Below are 21,849 nucleotides of genomic sequence, written 5' to 3'. Positions count from 1 at the left end.
CTCCCTTGCCCTTTTCTTCAGTTCACCCGGCGCTCGCCCGTTCACTCGCCGGACGGGCGTATACCGAACCCACGCCGGTGCAACGCGCCGTGATCGCGCCGCAGGCCCGGGGACGCGACCTGCTGGTTTCCGCCCGCACCGGCTCCGGCAAGACGGTGGCCTTCGGCCTCGCCCTCGCCGAAACGCTGCTCGGCGAGGCGGAGCGGCTTGCGCCGGCCGGCGCGCCGCTGGCGCTGGTGATCGCCCCCACGCGCGAGCTGGCGCTGCAGGTGCAGCGCGAATTCGGCTGGCTGTACGGCGAGACCGGAGCGCGCGTGGTCTCCTGCGTCGGCGGCATGGATCCGCGCCAGGAGCAGCGGCAGCTGGCTTTCGGCGCCCATGTGGTGGTCGGCACGCCCGGTCGCCTGCGCGACCATCTGGAGCGCGGCCGGCTTGACCTGTCCCAGCTGCAGGCGGTGGTGCTCGACGAGGCCGACGAGATGCTCGACCTCGGCTTCCGCGAGGATCTTGAGACGATCCTCGACGCGACCCCGGAGGAGCGGCGCAGCCTGCTGTTCTCCGCCACCCTGCCGCCCGGCATCGTCGCCCTGGCGCGGCGTTACCAGCGCGGGGCGCTGCGCATCGAGGCCGACGCCGGCGAGAGCGGCCACGCCGACATCGCCTATCAGGCGCTGCGCGTGCGGCCGGCGGAGACCGCGCAGGCCGTGGTCAACGTGCTGCGCTTCCATGACGCGCCCTCGGCCATCGTGTTCTGCAACACCCGCGAGGCGGTGCGCCGCCTGCACGCCAGCCTGGCTGAGCGCGGCTTCGCCGCCGTGGCCCTTTCCGGCGAAATGACCCAGAACGAGCGCAACCAGGCGCTGCAGGCGCTGCGTGACGGCCGCGCCCGGGTGTGCGTGGCCACGGACGTGGCGGCGCGCGGCATCGACCTGCCGGGCCTGGGCCTGGTCATTCACGCCGAGCTTCCGTCCACTCCGGAGAGCCTGCAGCACCGGTCCGGGCGCACCGGCCGGGCCGGACGCAAGGGCCTGAGCGTGCTGCTGACGCCGCCGCACCGGCGCCGCCGCGTCGCCGACATGCTGCGCGCCCTTGGCGTCACGCCCGAATGGGCCGCGCCGCCGGCCGCCGACGAGATCCGCCGGCGGGACGACGAACGCATGCTGCAGGATCCGGCCATCGCCGGCGAGGCCGGCGAGGCCGATCTCGCGGCCGGCGCGGCGCTGCTGGAGCGCTTCTCACCCGCGCATCTGGCGGCGGCGCTGGCGCGCCTCTACCGCGCCGGACGCCCGGCGCCAGAGGAGGTGACCGATCCGGGCGAGCCCCCGGCGGCGCGCGGCCGCGCGCGCGGCGCGGCCGGCCCCGCCGACCCCTCCGCGGACGGCGGCTGGTTCCGCATCAATGTCGGCCGGCGCCAGAACGCCGACCCGAAATGGCTGCTGCCGATGATCTGCCGCCGCGGCGACGTGACCCGCCGCGACATCGGCGCCATCCGCATCTCCGACAATGAGACCGTGTTTGAGGTGGCGGCGCCGGCGCTGGAGCATTTCCGCGCGGCGGTGCGCAGGCCTGACGCGGAGGGCATCCGCTTTACGCCCCTTGCGGACGGGCCCGGCGCCGCGCCCGGCGCGCGCGACAGGGGCCGGCCGGTCAAGGCCCGCCCGCGCCCGCCGCGTGATGGCCATGACGGCGGCTTCCCTCCGGGCGAGGCCCGCGGCGAGGCGAAAACCGGGGCGCGCGGCCGCACGGCCCGCCCCGCCGCGGCCGAGGCCACGGCCGGCCGCAAGCCCAGGCTCCGGGCGGCGGCCCGCGCCGGCGAACCGGCGCGCCCGCGCAAGCCCCAGGGTGGATCCCGGGGCGGCTCCCATGGCGGGCGCCCGGGGCGCGCCCACGCCTGAGACTCAGGCCTGCGGCGCGTCCTGCGCGAACCGCGGGCCGCCCGTCTCCAGCTCCTGCAGCAGCGCCGCAAACGCCCGCCGGGCGCGGGCGAACAGGGCCGCGTCGCCGCTGGCGACGGCCTGATTGGCGGCCATCTGCAGGGCGGCGATCTCGAACGCCGCCTGTTCCGGATCCACGTCCGCCGCATAACGGCCCGCAGCCACGCCGTCGCGCGTCGCCTGCGCCAGCAGGCCGCGCCAGGCGCGCCACTGCTCCGCCACCGCCCCGGCCAGCGGCCCCGTCGCGCCGCGCAGCTCGATGACCGAAGCGGTGACCAGGCAGCCGCCCGGCAGCGTCCGCGCCCCGACGAAATCCAGCCACGCCCCGGTCAGGAAGCGCAGCCGCTCCGCCGGGCGCGCATGCGCCAGCCGCGCCTCCAGCATGCGCCGGAACATGTCCGCGCCCGCCTCGAAGACGGCGCGCTGCAGCCCGGCGCGCTCGCCGAACATCGTCTGCACGGTGCTCTTGGGCAGGCCGGCGGCCTCCGCCACCCGGCCGAAGCTGAGGGCGTTGAGCCCTTCCAGCGAGGCGATGCGCAACGCCGCCGCCAGCGCGGCCTCGCGGTGACCGGAGGCGGCCGTGCGCCGCCGGCGCGGCGACCGCGCCGGTCCCCCGCCGTCCTGTCCCCCTTCCCTGCGCCGCATCATCGCCTCCCCTCATGCCTGCGGGCGCATCATGGCCTGGCCGGCCGCAACGGGCCAGACGCGTCCGGCCGGGCGCATGCTCTGGACAAGCGCGCGACACGCGTTAACGTACGATCATACGTAAATGCACGGAGGCATTGCATGTCCATGATTCTTTACGATTTTCCGCTGTCGGCCAATTGCTGGCGCGTGCGTCTGGTCCTGTCGGTTTATGGAGCGGCGTATGAGCGGCGGACTGTCGACCTGACCCGGGGCGCGCATCTGTCGCGCGAATACCGGGCGGTCAATCCGCTGGGCCAGACGCCGGCGCTGGTCGCGGACGGCGAGGTGATCCGCGACAGCCACGTCATCTGCCTGTACCTGGGCGAACGGTTCGGCGCGCCGTACTGGCCCGCCGATCCGCAGCTGCGGCGCGCCATCGCCGCATGGATGTTCTTTGACGCCAGCGACCTGCACGGCGGGGTGGGCCTCGCCCGCAACCATTACCTTTTCGGCGTCGGCGCGGACGGCGACGGCCCCCGGGCCCGCGGCGAGCGGGCGCTTGGCGCGATGGAGCGTACGTTGCGGGCGCAGCCGTGGCTGTGCGGGGAGAATCCGACGCTGGCGGACCTGGCCTGTTACCCGTTCGCGGCGTTGATGGATCGTGTCCCGTGCCGTGGTGTAGTTGGATTTCATAGCCATCGGTGATTTCCGATAGGGTCGGGTTGCTTAGAACCAACCTGAAGGACACCACCGATGACCGACGATATGATGAACCTGCGCTCGCTCGTTGAGAAGAGTGCTGACGCCGATTTGCTGCGCGAGATGATCGGCTTTGCCGCCGAGAAGCTGATGGAATTGGAGGTCGGCGCGAAAACAGGCGCGGCCTATGGCGAGAAGAATGCCTTTCGGCTGGCCCAGCGCAACGGCTACCGCGACAGAGACTGGGAGACGCGGGCCGGAACAGTAGAACTTCGCATTCCGAAACTCCGCACCGGCAGCTACTTTCCGAGCTTCCTGGAGCCGCGTCGCATGGCCGAGAAAGCCCTGACCGCGGTGATCCAGGAAGCCTACATCCAGGGCGTTTCGACCCGCTCGGTTGACGACCTCGTTAAGGCCATGGGCATGTCGGGCATTTCCAAGAGCCAGGTCTCCCGGCTGTGCGAGGAGATCGACGAGAAGGTGAAGGCTTTTCTCGACCGGCCCATCGAAGGCGAATGGCCCTACCTCTGGATTGACGCGACCTATTTGAAGGTCCGGCGTGGCGGGCGCATCGTCTCTGTTGCAGTCATCATTGCCGTCGGCGTCAACACCGACGGCCGACGCGAAGTGCTCGGCATGGAGATCGGCACGTCCGAGGCCGAGGCGATCTGGACCGAGTTTCTTCGAAAGCTGACCAGGCGGGGTCTGCGTGGCGTCAAGCTCGCCGTCTCAGATGCGCATGAGGGCATCAAAGCCGCAGTATCGAAGGTGCTCTGCGCTACCTGGCAGAGGTGCCGGGTGCACTTCATGCGCAATGCTTTGGCCCATGCTGGAAAGAGCGGACGGCGTGTCGTCTCCGCCTTCATTGCCACGGCCTTCGCTCAGGACACGTCGGAGGCGGCAAGCACCCAGTGGCGCAACGTCGCCGACCAGATCAGGCCAAAGGTGCCGAAGCTCGCCAGTCTCATGGACAGCGCCGAGCAAGACGTGCTCGCCTACATGACCTTTCCCAAGCAGCATTGGGCCAAACTTCACTCGACCAACCCGATTGAGCGATTGAACGGCGAGATCAAGCGGCGGACAGAGGTCGTCGGCATCTTCCCCAACGACGACGCTATCGTGCGCCTGGTCGGTGCACTGCTGCTCGAACAGAACGATGAATGGGCCGTCCAGCGATCCCGCTATATGACCCTTGAGACAATCGCTACGATGAGCGATGATCCACTCATCAGCCTGCCAGCAACAAGCTGACACTCATCCGACCCTCTGGGATGAGCCGTGGCCGTCTAAGCTACACCACGTCCTGGGACATCATCCGTTGATGCACGAGGCGCGGATTGATCCGGCCGGCTTTCCACATGTGGCGGCCTGGCGGGAGCGGATCGCGGCTCTCCCCGGCTACGCGCCGATGACATGACGCGCCGCCCCCGCGCGGGCGCGGCGGCCGGGCGGGGCGCCGCTTCCTTTCAACGCGACGCAAGCTGGACGTTAATAACGTAACGGCGTCAAAATATTACGAGATGGCGACTGCGCGCTGACGACGATGGAGCCGTGCGATTCGGCAATATGTCGGCGGCATACGGGAAGGAAAATGCAATCGCAAGCGCAGCCATATGCCCCTGGCTGGTTCAATCACATTTTAGTTACACAACGTCATCCGGATTTTCAGTCAGTGACATCACAAATAATTTCATTTGCATCTGTTTCGGCTCAGAGACCAACCGATGCATCCCAGCACCTCTTCCCGAGCGGTCGCCATGCGACCCGGCATGGCGACACGCAAGGCCGCCTTTCTGTCTTCCGCAGCCGCGCTGACCTTCCTGCCCTTCATCGCTACGACTCCGGCCCACGCAGACAATGAATGCGGCGCCGCGGCGCCGGAGGTCACCTGCACCGACGCTGGCCTCAATCCCTACGCCGGCGGCATCACCTACGACGCGCCGGCGGGCGGCATGACGCTGAACATCGGCCCGGACATCTTTGTGAACCGTACGCCAGGCAGCGACAGTGACGGCGTGCAGCTTCACGGCGCCGGCGCCGATCTGCTCACCATCAACATCGCCAGCGGCGCCGTCATCCGGACGGAAGGCACGCTGGCGGACAGCGTTGAGGCCTACACCACCGCCAACGACAGTCTCTACATTTCGTCCGCGGGCCAGATCTCCGTCACAGTGCCGCCCCCCGGCGGGCTCAACCCCGGTCGCGGCACCAGCGGACTGTTCGCTTGGGCGGACTCCGCCACGGGAACCGGCGACATCACTGTCCGCCAGCTCGAGACCGGCTCGACGCTCGCCAGTGGTTTCGAGGCGACTGGCCTCTATGGCCTGCACAAAGGCCTTGGCTCCGTAACCGTCATCAACGATGGCGTGGCGACCACAAACGGCCTGCGCGGTTATGGCCTGGTCGCCTTTGTCACGGGCGACAACCCCGATGCGGCTGGCCACGCCCACACACATGTGACGCAGACCGGCTTCGTATCTACGTCCGGCGAAGAGGGCGTCGGCGCATACAGTCTCAACGGGGGCCTGGGCGCGGCCTCCGTCCTGGTCGAGGGCCACATCAGAACCGCGAACAGTTATGGCGACGCCACGCTGGCGTACGTGAACAACACGGCGAGCGCCGCAGCCGCATCAATCCGCTACGCCAGCACGGCGAGCATCCTGACAGGTGGTTTCATGGCGTCCGGCGGCTGGGCGCTCCAGCGCGGTCTCGGCGAAGTCTCGATCAGCAGCGAAGGCGACATCAGAACCGAAGGCGACCAAGCTCCGGGACTTTATTCCAGCATCACCAACGCGCTCAACACGGCCAGCAACAGCATCGTCCTCGCGGGCGACGCCACGGTGACGACCGGAGGCGACCAGTCGACCGGCGTGGAGGCCGTCCACAGCGGCGGCGGACCGACCGTCATCTCCCTTCAGGACCGCGCGCGCATCGTGACCGCCGGCGCTCTCGCTCATGGCGCCGTGGGCCGCGGCGAGGGAGGCCCCGTGACGCTCGCCGTCGGGCCAGACGCCTCCGTCAGCGTCGCCGGCGCCGAGGCGCACGCCGTGCGCGGTCTCTCCGCCAGCCAGGACGTCGCCGTCAGCGTCGCCGGCGCGGCGACCTCGTCCGGCGAATTCGGCGTGGGCGTCACGGCGTTCGCCGGCGCCATGGCGGCCGTCGATGTCGCCGCCGGCGCTTCGGTCACGGGCGGCTGACAGGCCGACCCGACTGGCGCTGGCGCCACGACCGAAGCTCCCGCCGCCGGCGTGCTGATCCGGTCGGCCGGCGCCCAGGGCTCGGTGATCAACGCAGGCGTTATCGCCGCCGCCTCAGACCGCGCCATCGCCGACATGGCGGTCTGGAGCGCAGCCGCCTCCGCCGGCGTCGACATCCGCAACGCCGGCCTCGTCACCGGCTTCGTCAACCTTGCCGGCAGCGGCGTCAGCCAGTTCGTCAACGCCGCCAGCGGCGTGTTCGACATCCGCCATTTCGCCGACACGGACGGCGACGGCGTCCGCGACGCCAAGCGCGTGGCCATCTCCACCCTCGGCGACGGCGCCGCCTCGCGCTTCGACAACCAGGGTCTGGTGCGCCTCGCCGCCGTCACCGGCGCGGCGGTCACCGACGCCACCGGCTATTACGCCCCGACCACCGGCGCCGACAGCCGCACGCTCGATTCCGGCTTTTACAACCTGAACCGTGAGGGCGTCGTGCAGGGCCAGCTCACTGGCCTCGCCGAGTTCAGTCACAGCGGCGTCATCGACCTGCGCGGTCCGGCCATCGGCAACACCCTGGTGATGACCAGCAACGCCAGCGTCGCCGACGGTCCCGGCACGGGCATGTTCGTGGCCAATGGCGGCCAGCTTTACCTCAACGTCGTGCTGAACGACGGCGTGCCGCCGGGCGGAGCCGGCAACAGCTACGCCGACGTGCTGGTGGTGGACGGCGCGCGGCTCGGCTCGGCCCCGACCGCCATCATGGTCGGCTATGACCCGTCCGCCATGGGCGCCCCGACCCCCGGCAACGGCATCGAGGTGGTCGAGGTGCGCAACAAGGCGCTCTCCGGCGAAGGCGTGTTCGTGCTGGGCGCCCGCGTCGCCGGCGGCGCTTATGAGTATACGCTGCGCCACAATGGCGTCGGCCCTGACGCCGCCGACGGCAACTGGTACCTGCGCGCCTCCATCACGCCGCCCGTTCCGCCGGCGCCCCCGGCTCCGCCCACGCCCGAACCGGAACCGGCGCCCGGACCAGGGCCCGCCCCTGCCCCGGCTCCGACGCCGCCGGCTATCGAACTGCCCCACTACCGCGCCGAAACGCCGGTCTACATGACGCCCCCGGCGCTCGCGGGCAGGCTCGGCCTCGCCATGCTCGGCGCCTATCATGACCGCCGCGGCGAGGACGGGCCGGACGGCCCCGCCATGGCGGCCGCCGCGCCGGCCGAGCCGCAGGTGGAGACGTTCTGGTGCAAGAATCCGGAAAAGAACTTCCGCTGCACCCGTTACGTCGCCCCGCTGACGCCGCCGCTGGAGGCGATCGGCGGCGACCGCGGCATGGCCGCCTGGGCGCGCGTCTACGGCGCCACCGGCTCCGCCGGCTCCAGTGGCGGCGGCCTGTACGGCCAGTTCCGGCGCTTCCGCCAGCACGGCCCGTCGTATGACTTCGACATGGGCCTCGTCCAGGCCGGTCTCGACGTGTACCGCCGCACCAGCCAGGACGGCTCCCGGAACGTGGCCGGCTTCTATGTCGGCGTCGGCCGCATCGGGAGCACGGTCAGCGCCGTCTACGGCGGCCGCGCGGGCCGCGCCAATCTGGACGGCTACAGCGTCGGCGCCTACTGGACCCATCGCGGCGCCGGCGGCTGGTACGTCGACGCGGTGATCCAGGGCACGAACTACCAGAGCAGGGCCCATTCCTGGCTGGGCGAAGGCATCTCCACCAGCGGCTGGGGCTTCGCCGCCTCGCTGGAGGCCGGCGCGCCGCTGCAGCTCGGCCATGGATGGCTGATCGAACCCCAGGCCCAGCTGGTCTACCAGCACATCTCGCTGAACGGCGATTTCGACCGCTTCGGTCGCGTCGACTACGGCGGCAGCGACGCGGCGTACGGCCGGCTTGGGCTGCGTCTCGCCCGCAACTGGACCACGGAAGCCGGCGGACGCTTCCTGACCTGGGCGCGCGTCAACGTCTGGCATGACTTTGGCGCCCAGGCCAGCACCCGCTTCAGCAACCTCTACGGCCTCAACCCCGTGACGCTGAAAACCGACCTCGGCGGCAGCTGGGCCCAGCTGCAGCTCGGCCTCTCGGCGAAAGTCGCCGACGGCCTCACCGCCTTCGCCTCCGGCGACTACAACGTCTCGCTGGCGGAGCAGGGCCATGCCTGGGGCGGCCGCGTCGGCCTGCGCCTGGTCTGGTAACGGCGTGACGCCGTCGGGGAGACGTCTCCCGGACGGCGGTCCGCCCCCGCATGTCTGCCAGTACGGACGCGCCGCCCTCCCGGGGGCGGCGCGATGCGTTCGGGGCCGCAGAACGGCGGCGACCGCCCTATTCCGCGGCGGCGCGGCGGACGTCTTCCGGCCCGTCCGGGTCGCCGGGGCCGGTTTCGCAGCCAAGGTCCGGAAAGGCGATGATCCGCCGGCCGTGGAAATCGGTGCGGCTCACCAGCAGGTCGCGCTCCTCGAAATAGGCGAGCAGGCGGCGTGCGCGCCGCGGCGAATGGCTGCCGTAGGCGCGCGCGAGCGTGGCGTCCGAGGGACAGGGCTCGCCGCTCACCGCCGCCTTCGCCAGCAGCAGGAAAATGCCCTGCAGGTCGTCCGGCAGGCTTTCCGACAGGCGCAGCGCCGCCTCCCATTTTTCGCCGCCCGCGTGGCTGTCGACGCCCGCCCGGGCCACCGCCAGCCGGCGCCGGAACGCCGGCAGCGGCAGCGGCTCGCCGCGGATGCGGCGGATGCGGCTGCGCACGAGGAAATCCTGGTAGAGCTCCGCGTCCGGCCGGAAAGCGGCGTCTGGATCGTCAAGCATCTCGCGCAGCACCGCGTCGATGGCGGCGTCGCGCTCGGCCTCGTCGATCACGGGGAACACCGGCTCGGCTGGCGGCGGCCCGGGCTGCGGCAGCGACTGCGGCCGGGTCTGGGCGAGACGGGCGAGAATGTCGGCGGTGGGCGTGGGGCGCGGCGGCGGCGGGCGGCGCGGCGGCGTGACCTCGTCCGGACCGGGGGTAAAGATCAGTTCGCGGGCGTCCGCGACTGTCTCCGGCAGCGGCGTCAGCTTCGGGCTGGAGGAGCGCGCGGCGGTCTCCACCGGGCCGATGGCGATGGGGACCGGGCGCCGCGACAGCGCCGGCCCGAGGGCGATGAAGTGACCGCGCTGCAGATCGCGGAACATCTCCGCCTGACGGCGCTCCATGCCGAGCAGGTCGGCGGCGCGGGCCATGTCGATGTCGAGGAAGGTGCGGCCCATCAGGAAGTTGGAGGCTTCGGCCGCGACGTTCTTGGCCAGCTTGGCGAGGCGCTGGGTGGCGATGACGCCGGCGAGACCGCGCTTGCGGCCCCGGCACATCAGGTTGGTCATGGCGGCCAGCGACAGGCGCCGCGCCTCGTCGGAGACTTCGCCGCCGGCGGCGGGCGCAAACAGCTGCGCTTCGTCCACCACGACGAGCACCGGGTACCAGTAGTCGCGGTCGGCGTCGAACAGGCCGTTGAGGAAAGCGGCGGCGGCGCGCATCTGCTGGTCGACGTCCAGCCCTTCGAGGTTGAGCACGACGGAGACGCGATGCTGGCGCACGCGGCCGGCGATGCGGGCCAGCTCCGCCTCGGTGCGGGCGGCGTCGATGACCTGGTGGCCGAAACGGCCGGCGAGGGTGACAAAATCGCCTTCGGGATCGATGACGCACTGCTGCACCCAGGCGGCGCTCTGCTCGAGCAGGCGGCGCAGCAGGTGCGACTTTCCGGACCCGGAATTGCCCTGCACCAGCAGGCGGGTCGCGAGCAGTTCCTCCAGATCGAGTTCGGCCACGGCGCCGCGCGGGGCGACGCCCATGTCGATGTTGACCTTCATCCCACACCCTTCCGGGCCCATCCCTAGCACCCGGCCCCGCGCGCGGCGAAGCGCGCGCGGGGCGTTTCCCACAGCATGGGCGCCGCAGGACAGCGCGCCAGGACGGACGCCCGCTCAGGAAAAGCGGACGTAGGCGCGGTCGCTGGCCCGCAGGAGCGCTCCGGAGGAATCATAGACAGAATAGGAAACCACGAGCACTGGCAGCGTCGTCTTGGTGTCGCCGCCATGGAGCGCCGTCAGCTGCTGCACGAGGTCGGAGACATAATAGAGCGGCGCGACGATGGGGTTGCCAAGATGCGCGCTTGTCACCGGAAAGGCCACCGAGCCGAGCGGCTTGACCGCCGTGGCGATCGTGAGCTCCATTTTCAGGATGATGAGATCCTGCTCCGACATGCCGGCGTAGGGCGGAATGACGGCGTAGGGCCGGGAGTGCGTCCCCAGATGGGCCGGCACCGCCGCCGCGCCGGTCGCCACAATGTGTTTCCAGGCCTGGTGCAGCAGGTCGACCCCATCGATCGCCGGCGCCGGCAGCGGCGACGTCGCCGTGGACGTCACCACGTAAGGCGTGGCGAACATCGGCGTCCGGGCCGCGTCGTCCGGGCCGGTGTTCAGGCTGAACGACACGCTGATGTTTCTGATTGGCGCACCGCCGATTTTCGCCACGAGTTCATCCGTTGGAACGACGTAGCGCAGCTGCGGCGCGGCCGAGCCGGCGGCGCTGGCAAGCGTCGTCAGGTTCGGCGCCGAGGTGCGCGTCGCGGCGACCCATTCGCCGTCGTTCACCGTGATCATCAGGTAGACGCGATCCTGCGTGGTCACGCCGTCCAGCAGGTTCAGGATCACGTAGTTGGCGCGTCCGTCGAGCGAGTAGACCTCGCCGGTGTCGGTGATGCGGATATCGGTGTCGGCGATCGTCAGGGTGGCGTCGACGTCTCCCGTGACCCGGATGGACGCCGCGATCGACACGTTGTCGCCTCCATCATATGCGGGGCTGGTCACGATGTAGCTGACGGATATGGCGTTGCCGTCAGCCAGCGTGTCGCCGTCTGTCAGCACGTCGAGCGGCAGCACGAACTGCAGGACCTGGCCCGCTTCATCCGCCGTGACGACGTGGGGCGTGGTCTCGGCGCCGCCAATGAGGAGCGTCACCCTGTCATTCTCCGCCATGCCCGGATACGGTGGAATCCGGATGATGAACTGCACGCCAGCCTGGTTCGCGCCGACAACGGCCGGAAAAATCTCCGGCGCCTTGAGATCAGGGTTGGGCGTCGCGTTCAGCTGGGACGAGGTCCGCTTCAGATCTGAGAAAATTTTTGACGTTTTCATATATCATATCCCTGTAAAACTGGCTGCCCCACCTGTCGGCGACAGCATAAAGACTGATAATATCCTGAAGATAACCTGATCTCTTCTTCCGCAATTGCGCGTCCAGCTCCCTAGATCGTCCCACGGCGCCATCCAGCTCCGCCAGCAGCGCCGCCGCGCCCGCAAGTCCGTGCGCCAGGGCGTTCAGGATGCCGTGCGCGGACAGCGGATCGAAGGTCGCCGCGGCGTCGCCGACCGCCAGCCAGCGCTCGCCATGGTTCATGTCCAGCGCGGAGCCGCTCGCGTCCGTGGCGCGCGGCGCCGTCCACGCCGCGTCCGGCGGGCAGTAGCGTTGCAGATGCAGGGTTTCCCGCAGCGCCGCCGGAAAGGCGCCCGGCCGACGCAACAGGTCGCGGGCTGCGGCCGGCGCCACGTGTTTCACGCACACCCTGCGTCCGCCGGGAACCGGGGCGGAGTACCACCAGCCGTCAGCGACAGCCTCCACCACGGTGCGCGCATCCCCCGTCTGGTCGGGCCCCCAGCAGAAAACCGCCGCCAGCGGGGCGTCCCGCATTCGCCGCGCGCCAAGCCTTCGCGCCGCCGCGCTGCGCCGGCCTGTGGCGTCGAGCAGCCCCCGGGCGCGCCATACGCCCGCGTCCGTCTCCACCTCCCACATGCCGCCGCACGCGCGCACGGCGCGAAAACGCTCCCTGCGGATGACGGCGCCCGTCGCATGGGCGGCCTCCCTCAAGGCGGCGTCAAACGACGCCCGGTCCAGATGCCAGCCCCGGCCATGACGGCTGAAGATAAAATCTTTGGCCACCAGGCTTTCACTGTCCCAGCAACTCAGGTCGCCCGGATTTTCCAGGGGAGCGCTGCGCCGGGCGTGGTCCAGCACGCCCATGCGACGAAGCAGCGTGACGCCCTGTCCGCACAGGCTTTCACCAATCACGGGCCCCGGCGTGGCGGCGTCAAGCGCCACCACGCGGGCCCCCGCCCTGGCCGCCGTGAGGGCCGCCGCCGCGCCCGCGACGCCGCACCCCGCGACCAGAACGTCATATGGGGCGGCGCTCATGACGACGGCGTCCATTCCACGTAGACCGTCTCCGGCACGGAGGGCAGGTCCGCCGGTCCCTGCATGCGCAGCACGGTGCCCATCGCGCTGAAGCTCTCCACCATGTTCTGCGCCTGCGTTTCCTGATCCCGCACGTCGGTGCTGTCGGCGTTCTCCGACAGCCGGCGCCACCACTTTTGGCGCACGGTGAACTTTTCGGTCCGGTTCGCCGTGGACAGGCTCGTGTCCATGATGTCGCGGTAGTCCGCCATGCCGAGAACCTGATTGGGGACCCGCGCCGGCCAGTACGCCGGAGCGTAGACGCCGTAGGCGCCGTTTTTGTAGTTTGCGTCATACCCTGCGCGGCACCGGCCCGTGTCTGTTTGCCAGGGCAGCGCCATCCAGCGCGTGAGGCCGCCGGGCGGCTGGGCTCCCAGAAACTTCCTGGCGTCCGCGGCCGCCGCCAGCTCGTCCTGCACGGTCTGGTAGCTGATCGTGGCGTCAGCGTCCGGCACGTAGACGGCCTGACCGGCGGCGAGCTCGGCGATGCGCCACGGCGCGCGGTAAAGCGAGACATGGCGTATGGGCCAGGTGACCTCGCAACCGGGATGGAAAGCGTCCGCGATGCAGAAATGCAGCGCGGCCTTGTCCAGCATCGCCGGCTGCTCCGCCACCGGCACGTCGTCGATGCGGCGGGGGGGCGCCGGCGCGGTCGCAGGATCATAGTCGGCGTCAAAGTCGCCGTTCGCCCAGCTCTTGAACTGCCTGTACCGCCGCTGCGACAGCGGAATCATGTCATGCAGCTGGGTCGTATTGAGCACCGGATCGTTGATGCCGTCGCCCGAGCCGACGTAATCTTCATCAAAGGTGTCGCCGTAAAGCATTGGCCAGGCGTCGGGGCGGCATCCCTGTTCATCCGGTTTCAGAAGGCTGTCGAGCACCTTCTGCCGCAGGTCCCTGTACGGATCGCCGCTGGCCGTCGGCTTCGCGCCCAGCCGGACGATCAGGTCCGGATCCGTAAAATCCCAGTCTTTCCTGTAGCCAAACTGCTGGTAGAATCCTTTGTTGACCCAGGAAAGCATTGACAGGCGCTGCAGGACCGGCAGGATGTCCCTTCTGAAGGAGACCGTGGCGGGCGGCTGCAGCCAGCCGGCTTCCTCATAGACATCTTCCAGCAGATCATACAGCGTCCGGAATCCGACCATGTCCGGCGCATAGTTCGGCGGCCCTACGATCACCCACGCCGGATCCGCCGTCCAGGTCTTGCCGTCCATCACGACCGTCGCGTGCACGGGTCCATCTGAAATGTCGTCATACCAGCTGTCGGCGTTGTTGAAGCTGCCGGAATTTTCGGTGAGCAGCGTCTTGTTGGGGCCGTCATCCACGCTCGCCGACTTGCCCTGACCGCCGAGCACCAGCAACCGCCCGCTTGCATCGGTCCGCAGTTCGCCCAGACTGACCGTAACTCCAAGAAACGAACCGTTCATTGGACCGGACCGGGACCGTGCGCCGGTGATGGTGGCGGCGGGCGGCGTGATCGCAAGCGACGCCCGGTCCCGCACCGCGCCATTCCGGGCCACGGACGCGGGCTTGTTCCTGAACGTCGGTTCGTCCCAGGCGCGATCAAACCTGAACCACTGCGCCTTGCGATTGGCCAGGGTGACGCTCCACGTCACCGATACGCCAGGGTCGGTCGGCAAGATTTCCCTGACGACGTTGTTGTTTTCGTCGTAGGCGTAAATCCGGAAACGCGCGGCCTGACGCTTGATGGCCCCCGACGCGTCCCGGACCCTGTCCTGGTTGGCGGGAGGCGGCGTGTCGACTTCAGGCCCAACGTAACAGTCCACATAACTGCCGTCGTCCTCGCCGTTCCCGGACCACCAGTCCACGCCGTCCGGCAGCACGCTGTCGCCGACGCGGGCCACGCCGATGCCGGGATGGATGGCGAAGCGAACAATGTCGCCGCTCCCCGAGCCGCCGCCGGAGCCGCCACCTCCTGATCCTCCGCCGCCTGAGCCGCCTCCACCCGATCCTCCGCCGCCGGAGCCACCGTCTCCTGATCCTCCGCCGGAGCCACCGTCTCCTCCCGGGTCATCAGGCCCGTCGTCTCCGGGAAAGACGTCGTTCCATGGCTCCTTGTTCTGGTCCGTGTCCGGGATCACGCCGGTGTCAGGACCGTTCGGCGTCATCTGGAACTTGCCCTTGTAGAACTTGGCGGGACGCGGCTGCTTGGGTTCGCCGTAGGTCTGGCCGTTCAGGTCCAGCCGGTTTTTGGCCGAGACTTCGTAGGCGATGCGACGGGCGAGGGCGATCTCCCCGACCGGCACATTGTCCGGCAGGGTCCGCCACGGGTTAAACACCAGCTGCTCGATATAATCGGGCTGTCCGCGCTGTGAAATGTCCTGCTTTGGCAAGGTAAGCACGCCGATCTTGTATATATTTCCAAGACCATTTGTGGCGAATCTGGGATCTTCATCGGAACCATCGCTCGCCGTCCAGTTATCGGAGGCATCCTCGATGGACTGGCTCGGATCCGACCTGTAGTGAATATAAAAATTGAAGACGAAAGACGATTTTTTCAGGTTGTCTGTCAGATTCTTGCGAATGTAGTCCCTGTCATCCTTGTCCGTCGCCGGCTCCACCGTCTGGCCGTCAGCAGGCGCCAGGATGTACTTGCAGTAATGTGCGAGCGTGGCGCCGGGCGCGCCAAGGTAGAACGGCACGCAGCTCCAGTAGGATTCGCTGAGCGCGCTGTCCGGATCTTTCGCGCCCATCTGGTCCTGAATGTAGACCAGCTTCTGGTTGTCCGGATCATTGAGGAAATCCTGCTCGGCCTGCCCGCCCTGAAGGCGCGCTTTGGTGTACGCCGCCATCTGCCTGCAATCCCGGGCGAAGAACACCGGATAGTTCTGGAACACAAAATCAACCGTTGCGGCCTGGGAGGACGGATCCGCCGTTGGACCGGCGTCCAGCACGTTCAGCCCCGGGACCCTGAACAGCTTCAGGCCGACGCCAATCGTCGTGTTCCGGTCGGGCGAGCCCGCCGGCGTGTCGCTGCCGAACCGCACCCAGGCGTCATATGTCGCGTTGGTTGCGAAAATACCCTTGCGAAGCTTGGCCTCAACGCTCGACGGCGCCGCTTCCCCCGTGACGGTCGTGGGAGAAATGATCCTGAATTTTCCGTAAGCGCCGCCGTGGGTCTTGGTGAAGGCGCCGCGAAGCCCCGGTTTCTGCCCCTTGTGAAAATTTACGATTTGTCTGTTATAGACAAAATAATCAACGATATTCTGCAGATCGTCCCGCATGTCATCCTGGACTTTGTACGTCTGCGTCGTTGGATCATATGTGTATCGCAACATCGTATGGACGCCCTCTGCAATTATTAAATGAATAAACGCCTGCAATCCGGAGCATGCGGGCACGCCCTGTCCGCGTTCGCGCCCGCGCTGGCCCGCCCGGCTCCGGCGCGACTGCCGCCCCGGAACGGCGCGTCCTGAAATCGCAACGCTGGATGGAAAATTTATATGCGCCGTCCCGGGCTGGACAGGCGAATGAAAGGACATCCGTCCTGCGCGAACGGCCCGTTCCGGCCAGAGAGAGTTCCCAATCTCGCGCGGCCGTGCTGAACTGCGCCGGCGAAAATGACGGACGCGCCGGCTCGGCGCGGGGAGGAGAAACGTTCATGTCGGCGGAAAAACGGCTTGCGCTACTGTCCAGGCTGCTCGCCCACGTGCGGGAGCGGCTGCAGTTCGCGCCAGGGTTCATCCTGTGGGACGGGTCACGAATCCCCGCCGGTTATCCCGACGACGGCCTCGCCATCGCCATCGCCGACGAGGGAGCGGTCGCCGCCCTGATCCGCTCGCCGCGCATCCCCACCCTCGCCAATCTCTGGGCGGCGGGACGCATCGACATTCGCAATGGCGACGTGTTCGACCTCGTGGCGGCGAAGCCGCCTGTGCGCACCCGGGCGTTCCGGCGCATGCTGGACCGCAGGCTGGCGCTGCGCACGCTGGCGCAGTTCCTGTTCGTGCCCCGCGGCGGCCCCTGGCCGCTGGAGAAAGTGGACCGGTCGGCGCCGTCTGACGGCGACCCCGACGCGAACCGCCGCAACATCAGCTACCACTACGACGTCTCCAACGCGTTCTACCGTCTCTTCCTCGACGAGGAGATGGTTTACACCTGCGCCTATTTCCGGAACCCGGGCGCCACTCTCGAGCAGGCGCAGTTCGACAAGCTGGAGATGACCTGCCGGCGGCTGCGCCTGAAACCGGGCGAGCATTTTCTGGACATCGGCTGCGGCTGGGGCGCGCTGATGGCGCATGCGGTGACGCGCTTCGGCGTCATCGCCCACGGCGTCACGCTGTCCACGCGGCAGGCGGAGCTGGCGCAGGAACGCTTCAGGCGGCTCGGCATCGCCGACCGCTGCACGGTGGAGCTGTGCGATTACAGCCAGCTGGACGGGGCCGAACGCTTCGACAAGATCGCCTCGCTGGGCATGATCGAGCACGTCGGCATCGCCAACTACCCGACCTATTTCGGAACGGTCAGCCGGCTGCTGAAGCCGGGCGGGCTGCTGCTGAACCACGGCATCACGCGCCCGGGCAAAACCGCCACGAAAAAGCGCAAGCGCGCCGACTTCGCGGCCCTCACCCGTTACATCTTCCCGGGCGGCGAACTTGACAGCCTGAGCGGCACGCTCACGGCGATGGAACGCGGCGGCTTCGAGATCCGCGACGTGGAGTGCTGGCGCGAGCACTACATGCGCACCTGCCGGGAATGGCACGACCGGCTGAAGGCGAACCGGGAGGCGGCGATCGCTGAGGTCGGCGAAGCGACCTTCCGGGTGTGGCTGATCTACCTGGCCGCCTGCTCAATCGCCTTCGAACGCAACAACGTCGGCATCTACCAGGTCCTGGCGCAAAAACGCCTGAAGGTACCCTCTACCCTGCCGCCGACGCGGGAAGATCTTTACGCCGGGTGGTGAGGGCGCGCTGCGCCTTCCGGAGCCCAGTTCCGGAAGGCCGCCGGGCGGCGGATCGGCATGCGCCCTGCGCCGTCTGTCAGGCTCTCGCGCATTCCCGGCGCATACGGCGCGCCCTGACGCGACCGGACGCGGCGCATGTCAGGGGAATGCGGAACCAGGAGCAGCGAAAATGAAGTCTGCCGCTGGGCCGGCGGGGGCGAGCGGAAGGCCGGCGGCCTGCCCGCCGTCATGCAGGAATGTCGCCTGGCTGCGGGCGTAACGTAGCGCTTGCAGGCATGGCGGCGGACCGTACGGTCTGCGGCGCGGCGACGGCGTTGACGGCGGCGTTGAGGGAAAGGACGTGGCGCGCGGCCTTGCATTTACGGCGTTGTAGGGTTGCGGCTGCCCCGGGGGCGACGGTGGGTATTCCTTGCGGGCGTTTTCCGGCCTTTTTTCCGGGCTGCATGGACGGCGGACGTCATTCGTGCGGTTTCGCCGTTTCGGCAGGTTGCGGCTTCCACGACCGTTCCCGCCTCGACCACCCGTTCAGAGGCGACACATGCCCGCGAGGTCGGACTGGCGGCTGGACAGAACCTGAGGGCGGCATCGGGCTTTGGGCGCCTGTTGCCCGGCGCCGTGTCCTGCTCTGGGCTGTCCGGCTTGACGTTGCCCCCTGCGCCTATTCCGGTTTGAAGTTTGATCTGGCCCCGCTGAGAGGACCAGACATGAAGCGCACGCGGTTTTCAGAAGAACAGATCATCGCCATCCTGAAGGAACACGAGGCGGGCATTCCGGTGGCGGAGCTCTGCCGGAAGCACGGCGTCAGTGACGCCAGCATCTACAAGTGGAAGGCGCGGTTTGGCGGCATGGAAGTGTCCGAGGCCAAACGGCTGCGGGCCCTTGAGGACGAGAACAGTCGCCTGAAGCGCATGCTGGCCGACGCAATGCTCGACAATGCGGCGCTGAAGGATCTTTTGGGAAAGAAGTGGTGACGCCCGCCACGAGGCGACAGGCCGTTCGCCATCTCATGCAGCAGCACGGGATGAGCGAACGTCGGGCGTGTAAAGCCACCGGCTTCAGCCGCATGAGCATGCGTTACCAGGCGCAGCGCCGGGACGATGGCGTCCTGCGCACACGGATGAAGGAACTGGCCCATGAACGCCGGCGCTTTGGCTACCGGCGTTTGCATGTGCTGCTGCGTCGTGAAGGCTTTGAGGTCAACCACAAGCGGCTCTTCCGGATATACAGGGAAGAGCGGCTCGGGGTGCGCCGTCGGGGCGGTCGCAAGCGGGCCATCGGAACACGGGCGCCAATTGAGCCGCCGCTGTCGCCAAACGAACGGTGGTCGCTGGACTTCGTGTCCGACCAACTGACGGATGGCAGGCGGTTCCGCGTGCTGACAGTCGTGGACGACTGTACCCGCGAGTGCCTCGCGCTTGTAGCGGATACGTCCCTCTCGGGGGCGTGAGCCTCCGGCGAAGGCCGCCTTGTCGTGACAGTGCCTTGTGCTGAAGCTGTGCTCATAAGGACGCAGTTAAGAGCGCAGGTTCATGCAAGTGGCGGTTATTTCCGGATCCGAACGTCGCCGTCGCTGGAGTGCGGCGGAGCGCGAAGAGATTGTGCTGGCGTCAACCATGCCCAGCGCGGTGATTGCGGAGGTCGCGCGACGGTTCGGTGTGGCCACCAGCCTGATCTACAAGTGGCGCCGCGAGGCCCGGCAGGCAGCGGGGAGGTTCGTGCCGGTTGTCCTGACAGAGGATGAGGGGTCTGCGCCGGTGGCGGCGGGCTCAAGCCTGGAAGCTGTGGCGGGCGATGAATGCAGCCCGGGGCCTGAAGGCGCCCCGGTGATCAGCGTCACCCTTGTCACAGCGCGGATTGATATCCCCCTTTCAGCCCCGCCTGCGCTGGTCAGCGCCGTGCTGCAGGCGCTGCGATGATCCCCGCCGGCGCCCGGGTGTGGATCTGCTCTGGCCACACCGACATGAGGAAGGGCATGAATGGCCTTGCGCTGCTGGTGCAGGAGCATTTCCGGCGCGATCCCCATTGCGGCGACCTGTATGTCTTCCGGGGCCGCGGCGGCGCACTGTGCAAGATCCTGTGGCACGACGGGATCGGCATGTCGCTCTATGCGAAGCGGCTGGAACGCGGCCGGTTCATCTGGCCTGCGACAGGGGGCGGCGCGGTTGCCTTAACGGCAGCCCAGCTCGGCTATTTGCTCGAAGGAATTGACTGGCGCCATCCGCAACACAGCTGGAGGCCGCGCAGCGCCGGCTGAGCAAAAATAGTTTGGCCAGACGGCATTTTGGGGCGCCACAAACGCCCTGATCTGTGATTCACTACGGTCATGAAAGCCATGGCCAGCCCCGTTCCTGACGATGTCGCAGCGCTGAAAGCGGCGCTCGTCGCCGCCGTGGAGCGGGCTGACCGGGCCGAGGCAGAAGCCGCCGCAGCCCGGGCCCGGCGCGCCGATGACCAGGCGCAGATCGCCCATCTGAAGCTGCTCATTGCGAAGTACAAACGTGAGCGCTTTGGCGCCTCATCGGAGCGGACCGCCCGCCTGCTCGACCAGCTTGAGCTGCAGCTGGAGGAGCTTGAGACTGGCGCGACCGAGGACGAGCTTGCCGCAGAGAAAGCCGCCGCCCGCGCGACCACGCCTGTCGCCGCGTTCCGCCGCAGGAAGCCCGCGCGTCAGCCTTTCCCTGAGCACCTGCCGCGTGAGCGGGTGGTGGTTGAAGCCCCGCGCGCCTGCGCCTGCTGCGGCGGCGCGCGGCTGAGGAAGCTGGGCGAGGACATCACCGAGACGCTGGAGGTGATCCCGCGCCAGTGGAAGGTGATCCAGACGGTGCGGGAGAAGTTCTCGTGCCGCGACTGCGAGGCCATCGCCCAGGCTCCAGCGCCGTTCCATGTGCTGCCGCGCGGCTGGGCCGGTCCCCGGCTTCTGGCCCAGATCGTGTTCGAGAAGTTTGGCCAGCATCAGCCGCTCAACCGCCAGTGCGAGCGCTATGCCCGCGAGGGCGTGCCGCTGGGCCTGTCGACGCTGGCGGATCAGGTCGGCGGCGCTGCCTCGGTGCTGGCCCCGCTGTTCTCGCGGATCGAGGCGCATGTGCTGGCGGCTAAACGGCTGCATGGCGACGACACCACGGTTCCGGTGCTGGCGAAGGGCAAGACCGATACGGGCCGGCTCTGGACCTATGTGCGTGACGACGCCCCCTGGGGCGGCCCCGCGCCACCGGCGGCTGTCTTCCATTACTCACGCGACCGTCGGGGCGTTCACCCGCAGGAGCACCTCAGGGCATGGAGCGGCATTCTTCAGGCCGACGCCTATGGCGGTTACAATGAGCTGTACAGGCCAGAGCGCGCGCCAGCCCCCATTCTGGAGGCGGGTTGCTGGGCGCACGCAAGACGCAAGTTCTTTGAGCTGGCGGACATCGAAAGCGCCGCCCGCAAAACGGCCAGGGGATTGAAGCCGCCGTCCGTCTATCCGCGGGCGCTGGAAGCTGTTCGCCTGATCGACAGCCTGTTCGCGATCGAACGCGACATCAATGGAGCCAGCGCCGACGGGCGCCGGGCCGTGCGCCAGATGCGCAGCGCGCCGGTGATTGCGCAGCTGGAGGCATGGCTTGGCCAGACCCGGGACCAGTTCAGTCGTGGCCATCCCCTGGTGAGGGCCATCGGCTATCTGAGCCAGCGCTGGCCATCGTTCACGCGCTTCCTCGATGACGGGCGGATCTGCCTGTCGAACAACGCCGCCGAACGGGCGCTGCGCGGCGTCGCCCTTGGCCGCAAGGCGTGGCTGTTCTGCGGATCGGATCGCGGCGGACAGCGCGCTGCGGCGATGTACAGCCTGATTGTCACCGCCCGCATGAACGACGTTGATCCTCAGGCGTGGCTGGCCGACGTCCTCGCCAGGATCAATAGCATTCCGGCTGCGCGTATCGATGAACTGCTGCCGTGGAACTGGAAGGCAGCCACCACGGGGTAAGGCATAGCCTGAGGCGGAGGCGTCTCAGATGTGGTGCTCACCGCATGCTTACTCGGGGGCGAGGGTCGCGCGTGAACTGGATGCCCTGATTGTCGCCCGGGGCAAGCCAGCCATGATTGTCAGCGACAATGGCAGCGAATTCACGTCGAACGCCATTTTGACGTGGGCAGACAGGTCCAGGGTGCGCTGGCACTATATCGCGCCTGGCAAGCCCATGCAGAATGCGTTCATCGAGAGCTTCAATGGACGTCTG

14 protein-coding genes and 2 pseudogenes (1 of these 16 running past the window's edge) are annotated in these 21,849 nt (G+C 68.4%); 11 read left to right on the top strand and 5 right to left on the bottom strand.

The features are described 5' to 3' along the window. Nucleotides 1-5 precede the first annotated feature (5 nt). Nucleotides 6-1,895 (top strand): DEAD/DEAH box helicase, encoded by a 1,890-nt coding sequence (locus ACFFJB_RS00770; protein ID WP_376828714.1) that lies wholly within the window; start codon nt 6-8, stop codon nt 1,893-1,895. Nucleotides 1,896-1,898: 3 nt separating this feature from the next. Here ACFFJB_RS00770 and ACFFJB_RS00765 read toward each other — a convergent pair whose 3' ends face one another. Further along, the gene (locus tag ACFFJB_RS00765) at nt 1,899-2,582 is read right to left on the bottom strand and encodes a TetR/AcrR family transcriptional regulator (RefSeq protein WP_376828712.1); all 684 of its coding nucleotides are present in this window, start codon (nt 2,580-2,582) and stop codon (nt 1,899-1,901) included. 138 nt (nt 2,583-2,720) lie between these two features. Between ACFFJB_RS00765 and ACFFJB_RS00760 the strand changes: the two genes are divergently transcribed. The 4 genes from ACFFJB_RS00760 to ACFFJB_RS00745 all read left to right on the top strand — a co-directional run bounded on the left by ACFFJB_RS00760 (nt 2,721) and on the right by ACFFJB_RS00745 (nt 8,653). Continuing rightward, complete coding sequence (locus ACFFJB_RS00760) at nt 2,721-3,266, top strand: glutathione S-transferase family protein (RefSeq protein ID WP_376828710.1); 546 nt, start codon at nt 2,721-2,723, stop codon at nt 3,264-3,266. 48 nt (nt 3,267-3,314) lie between these two features. Continuing rightward, the gene (locus ACFFJB_RS00755) at nt 3,315-4,511 is read left to right on the top strand and encodes an IS256 family transposase (RefSeq protein ID WP_376828581.1); all 1,197 of its coding nucleotides are present in this window, start codon (nt 3,315-3,317) and stop codon (nt 4,509-4,511) included. 518 nt (nt 4,512-5,029) lie between these two features. After that, the gene (locus ACFFJB_RS00750) at nt 5,030-6,457 is read left to right on the top strand and encodes a hypothetical protein (protein WP_376828708.1); all 1,428 of its coding nucleotides are present in this window, start codon (nt 5,030-5,032) and stop codon (nt 6,455-6,457) included. A 51-nt stretch (nt 6,458-6,508) separates the two neighbouring features. Then, entirely contained in the window at nt 6,509-8,653 is a 2,145-nt protein-coding gene (locus ACFFJB_RS00745) for an autotransporter family protein (protein WP_376828706.1), read from the top strand. Between the two features lie 127 nt (nt 8,654-8,780). Here the strand turns inward: ACFFJB_RS00745 and ACFFJB_RS00740 are convergent, their stop codons facing one another. The 4 genes from ACFFJB_RS00740 to ACFFJB_RS00725 form a co-directional block, all read right to left on the bottom strand. Next, the gene (locus ACFFJB_RS00740) at nt 8,781-10,292 is read right to left on the bottom strand and encodes a helicase HerA domain-containing protein (protein ID WP_376828704.1); all 1,512 of its coding nucleotides are present in this window, start codon (nt 10,290-10,292) and stop codon (nt 8,781-8,783) included. Between the two features lie 114 nt (nt 10,293-10,406). Next, nucleotides 10,407-11,618 (bottom strand): hypothetical protein, encoded by a 1,212-nt coding sequence (locus tag ACFFJB_RS00735; protein WP_376828702.1) that lies wholly within the window; start codon nt 11,616-11,618, stop codon nt 10,407-10,409. Next, nucleotides 11,548-12,672: an NAD(P)/FAD-dependent oxidoreductase gene (locus tag ACFFJB_RS00730; protein ID WP_376828700.1), complete on the bottom strand. Its 1,125-nt coding sequence runs from the start codon at nt 12,670-12,672 to the stop codon at nt 11,548-11,550. The genes ACFFJB_RS00735 and ACFFJB_RS00730 overlap by 71 nt, the downstream gene beginning before the upstream one ends. Further along, nucleotides 12,669-15,956, bottom strand: a complete 3,288-nt coding sequence (locus tag ACFFJB_RS00725) for a LodA/GoxA family CTQ-dependent oxidase (protein ID WP_376828698.1) — start codon at nt 15,954-15,956, stop codon at nt 12,669-12,671. Before ACFFJB_RS00725 ends, ACFFJB_RS00730 begins: the two co-directional genes overlap by 4 nt. A 377-nt stretch (nt 15,957-16,333) precedes the next feature. Here ACFFJB_RS00725 and ACFFJB_RS00720 point away from each other — a divergent pair, with 377 nt between their 5' ends. The 6 genes and pseudogenes from ACFFJB_RS00720 to ACFFJB_RS00695 all read left to right on the top strand — a co-directional run. Next, nucleotides 16,334-17,635 carry a class I SAM-dependent methyltransferase gene (locus tag ACFFJB_RS00720; protein WP_376828696.1) on the top strand — a complete coding sequence of 434 codons (1,302 nt, stop codon included), beginning with the start codon at nt 16,334-16,336 and terminating at the stop codon, nt 17,633-17,635. A gap of 704 nt (nt 17,636-18,339) precedes the next feature. After that, nucleotides 18,340-19,076: pseudogene (locus ACFFJB_RS00715) on the top strand (IS3 family transposase); the annotation flags it as partial. An 88-nt stretch (nt 19,077-19,164) separates the two neighbouring features. Further along, entirely contained in the window at nt 19,165-19,551 is a 387-nt protein-coding gene (gene tnpA / locus ACFFJB_RS00710) for an IS66-like element accessory protein TnpA (RefSeq protein ID WP_376828579.1), read from the top strand. Continuing rightward, nucleotides 19,548-19,889: an IS66 family insertion sequence element accessory protein TnpB gene (gene tnpB, locus ACFFJB_RS00705; protein WP_376828492.1), complete on the top strand. Its 342-nt coding sequence runs from the start codon at nt 19,548-19,550 to the stop codon at nt 19,887-19,889. The genes tnpA and tnpB overlap by 4 nt, the downstream gene beginning before the upstream one ends. A gap of 78 nt (nt 19,890-19,967) precedes the next feature. Continuing rightward, nucleotides 19,968-21,596, top strand: a complete 1,629-nt coding sequence (gene tnpC / locus ACFFJB_RS00700; RefSeq protein WP_376828577.1) for an IS66 family transposase — start codon at nt 19,968-19,970, stop codon at nt 21,594-21,596. A gap of 37 nt (nt 21,597-21,633) precedes the next feature. Next, nucleotides 21,634-21,849, top strand: a pseudogene (locus ACFFJB_RS00695) (integrase core domain-containing protein); its annotated part runs 258 nt beyond the window's last position; the annotation flags it as partial.

Source organism: Camelimonas abortus, assembly GCF_042432745.1.
GTDB classification, from domain to species: domain Bacteria; phylum Pseudomonadota; class Alphaproteobacteria; order Rhizobiales; family Beijerinckiaceae; genus Camelimonas; species Camelimonas abortus.
This window is presented reverse-complemented; position numbering and strand designations above follow the sequence as displayed.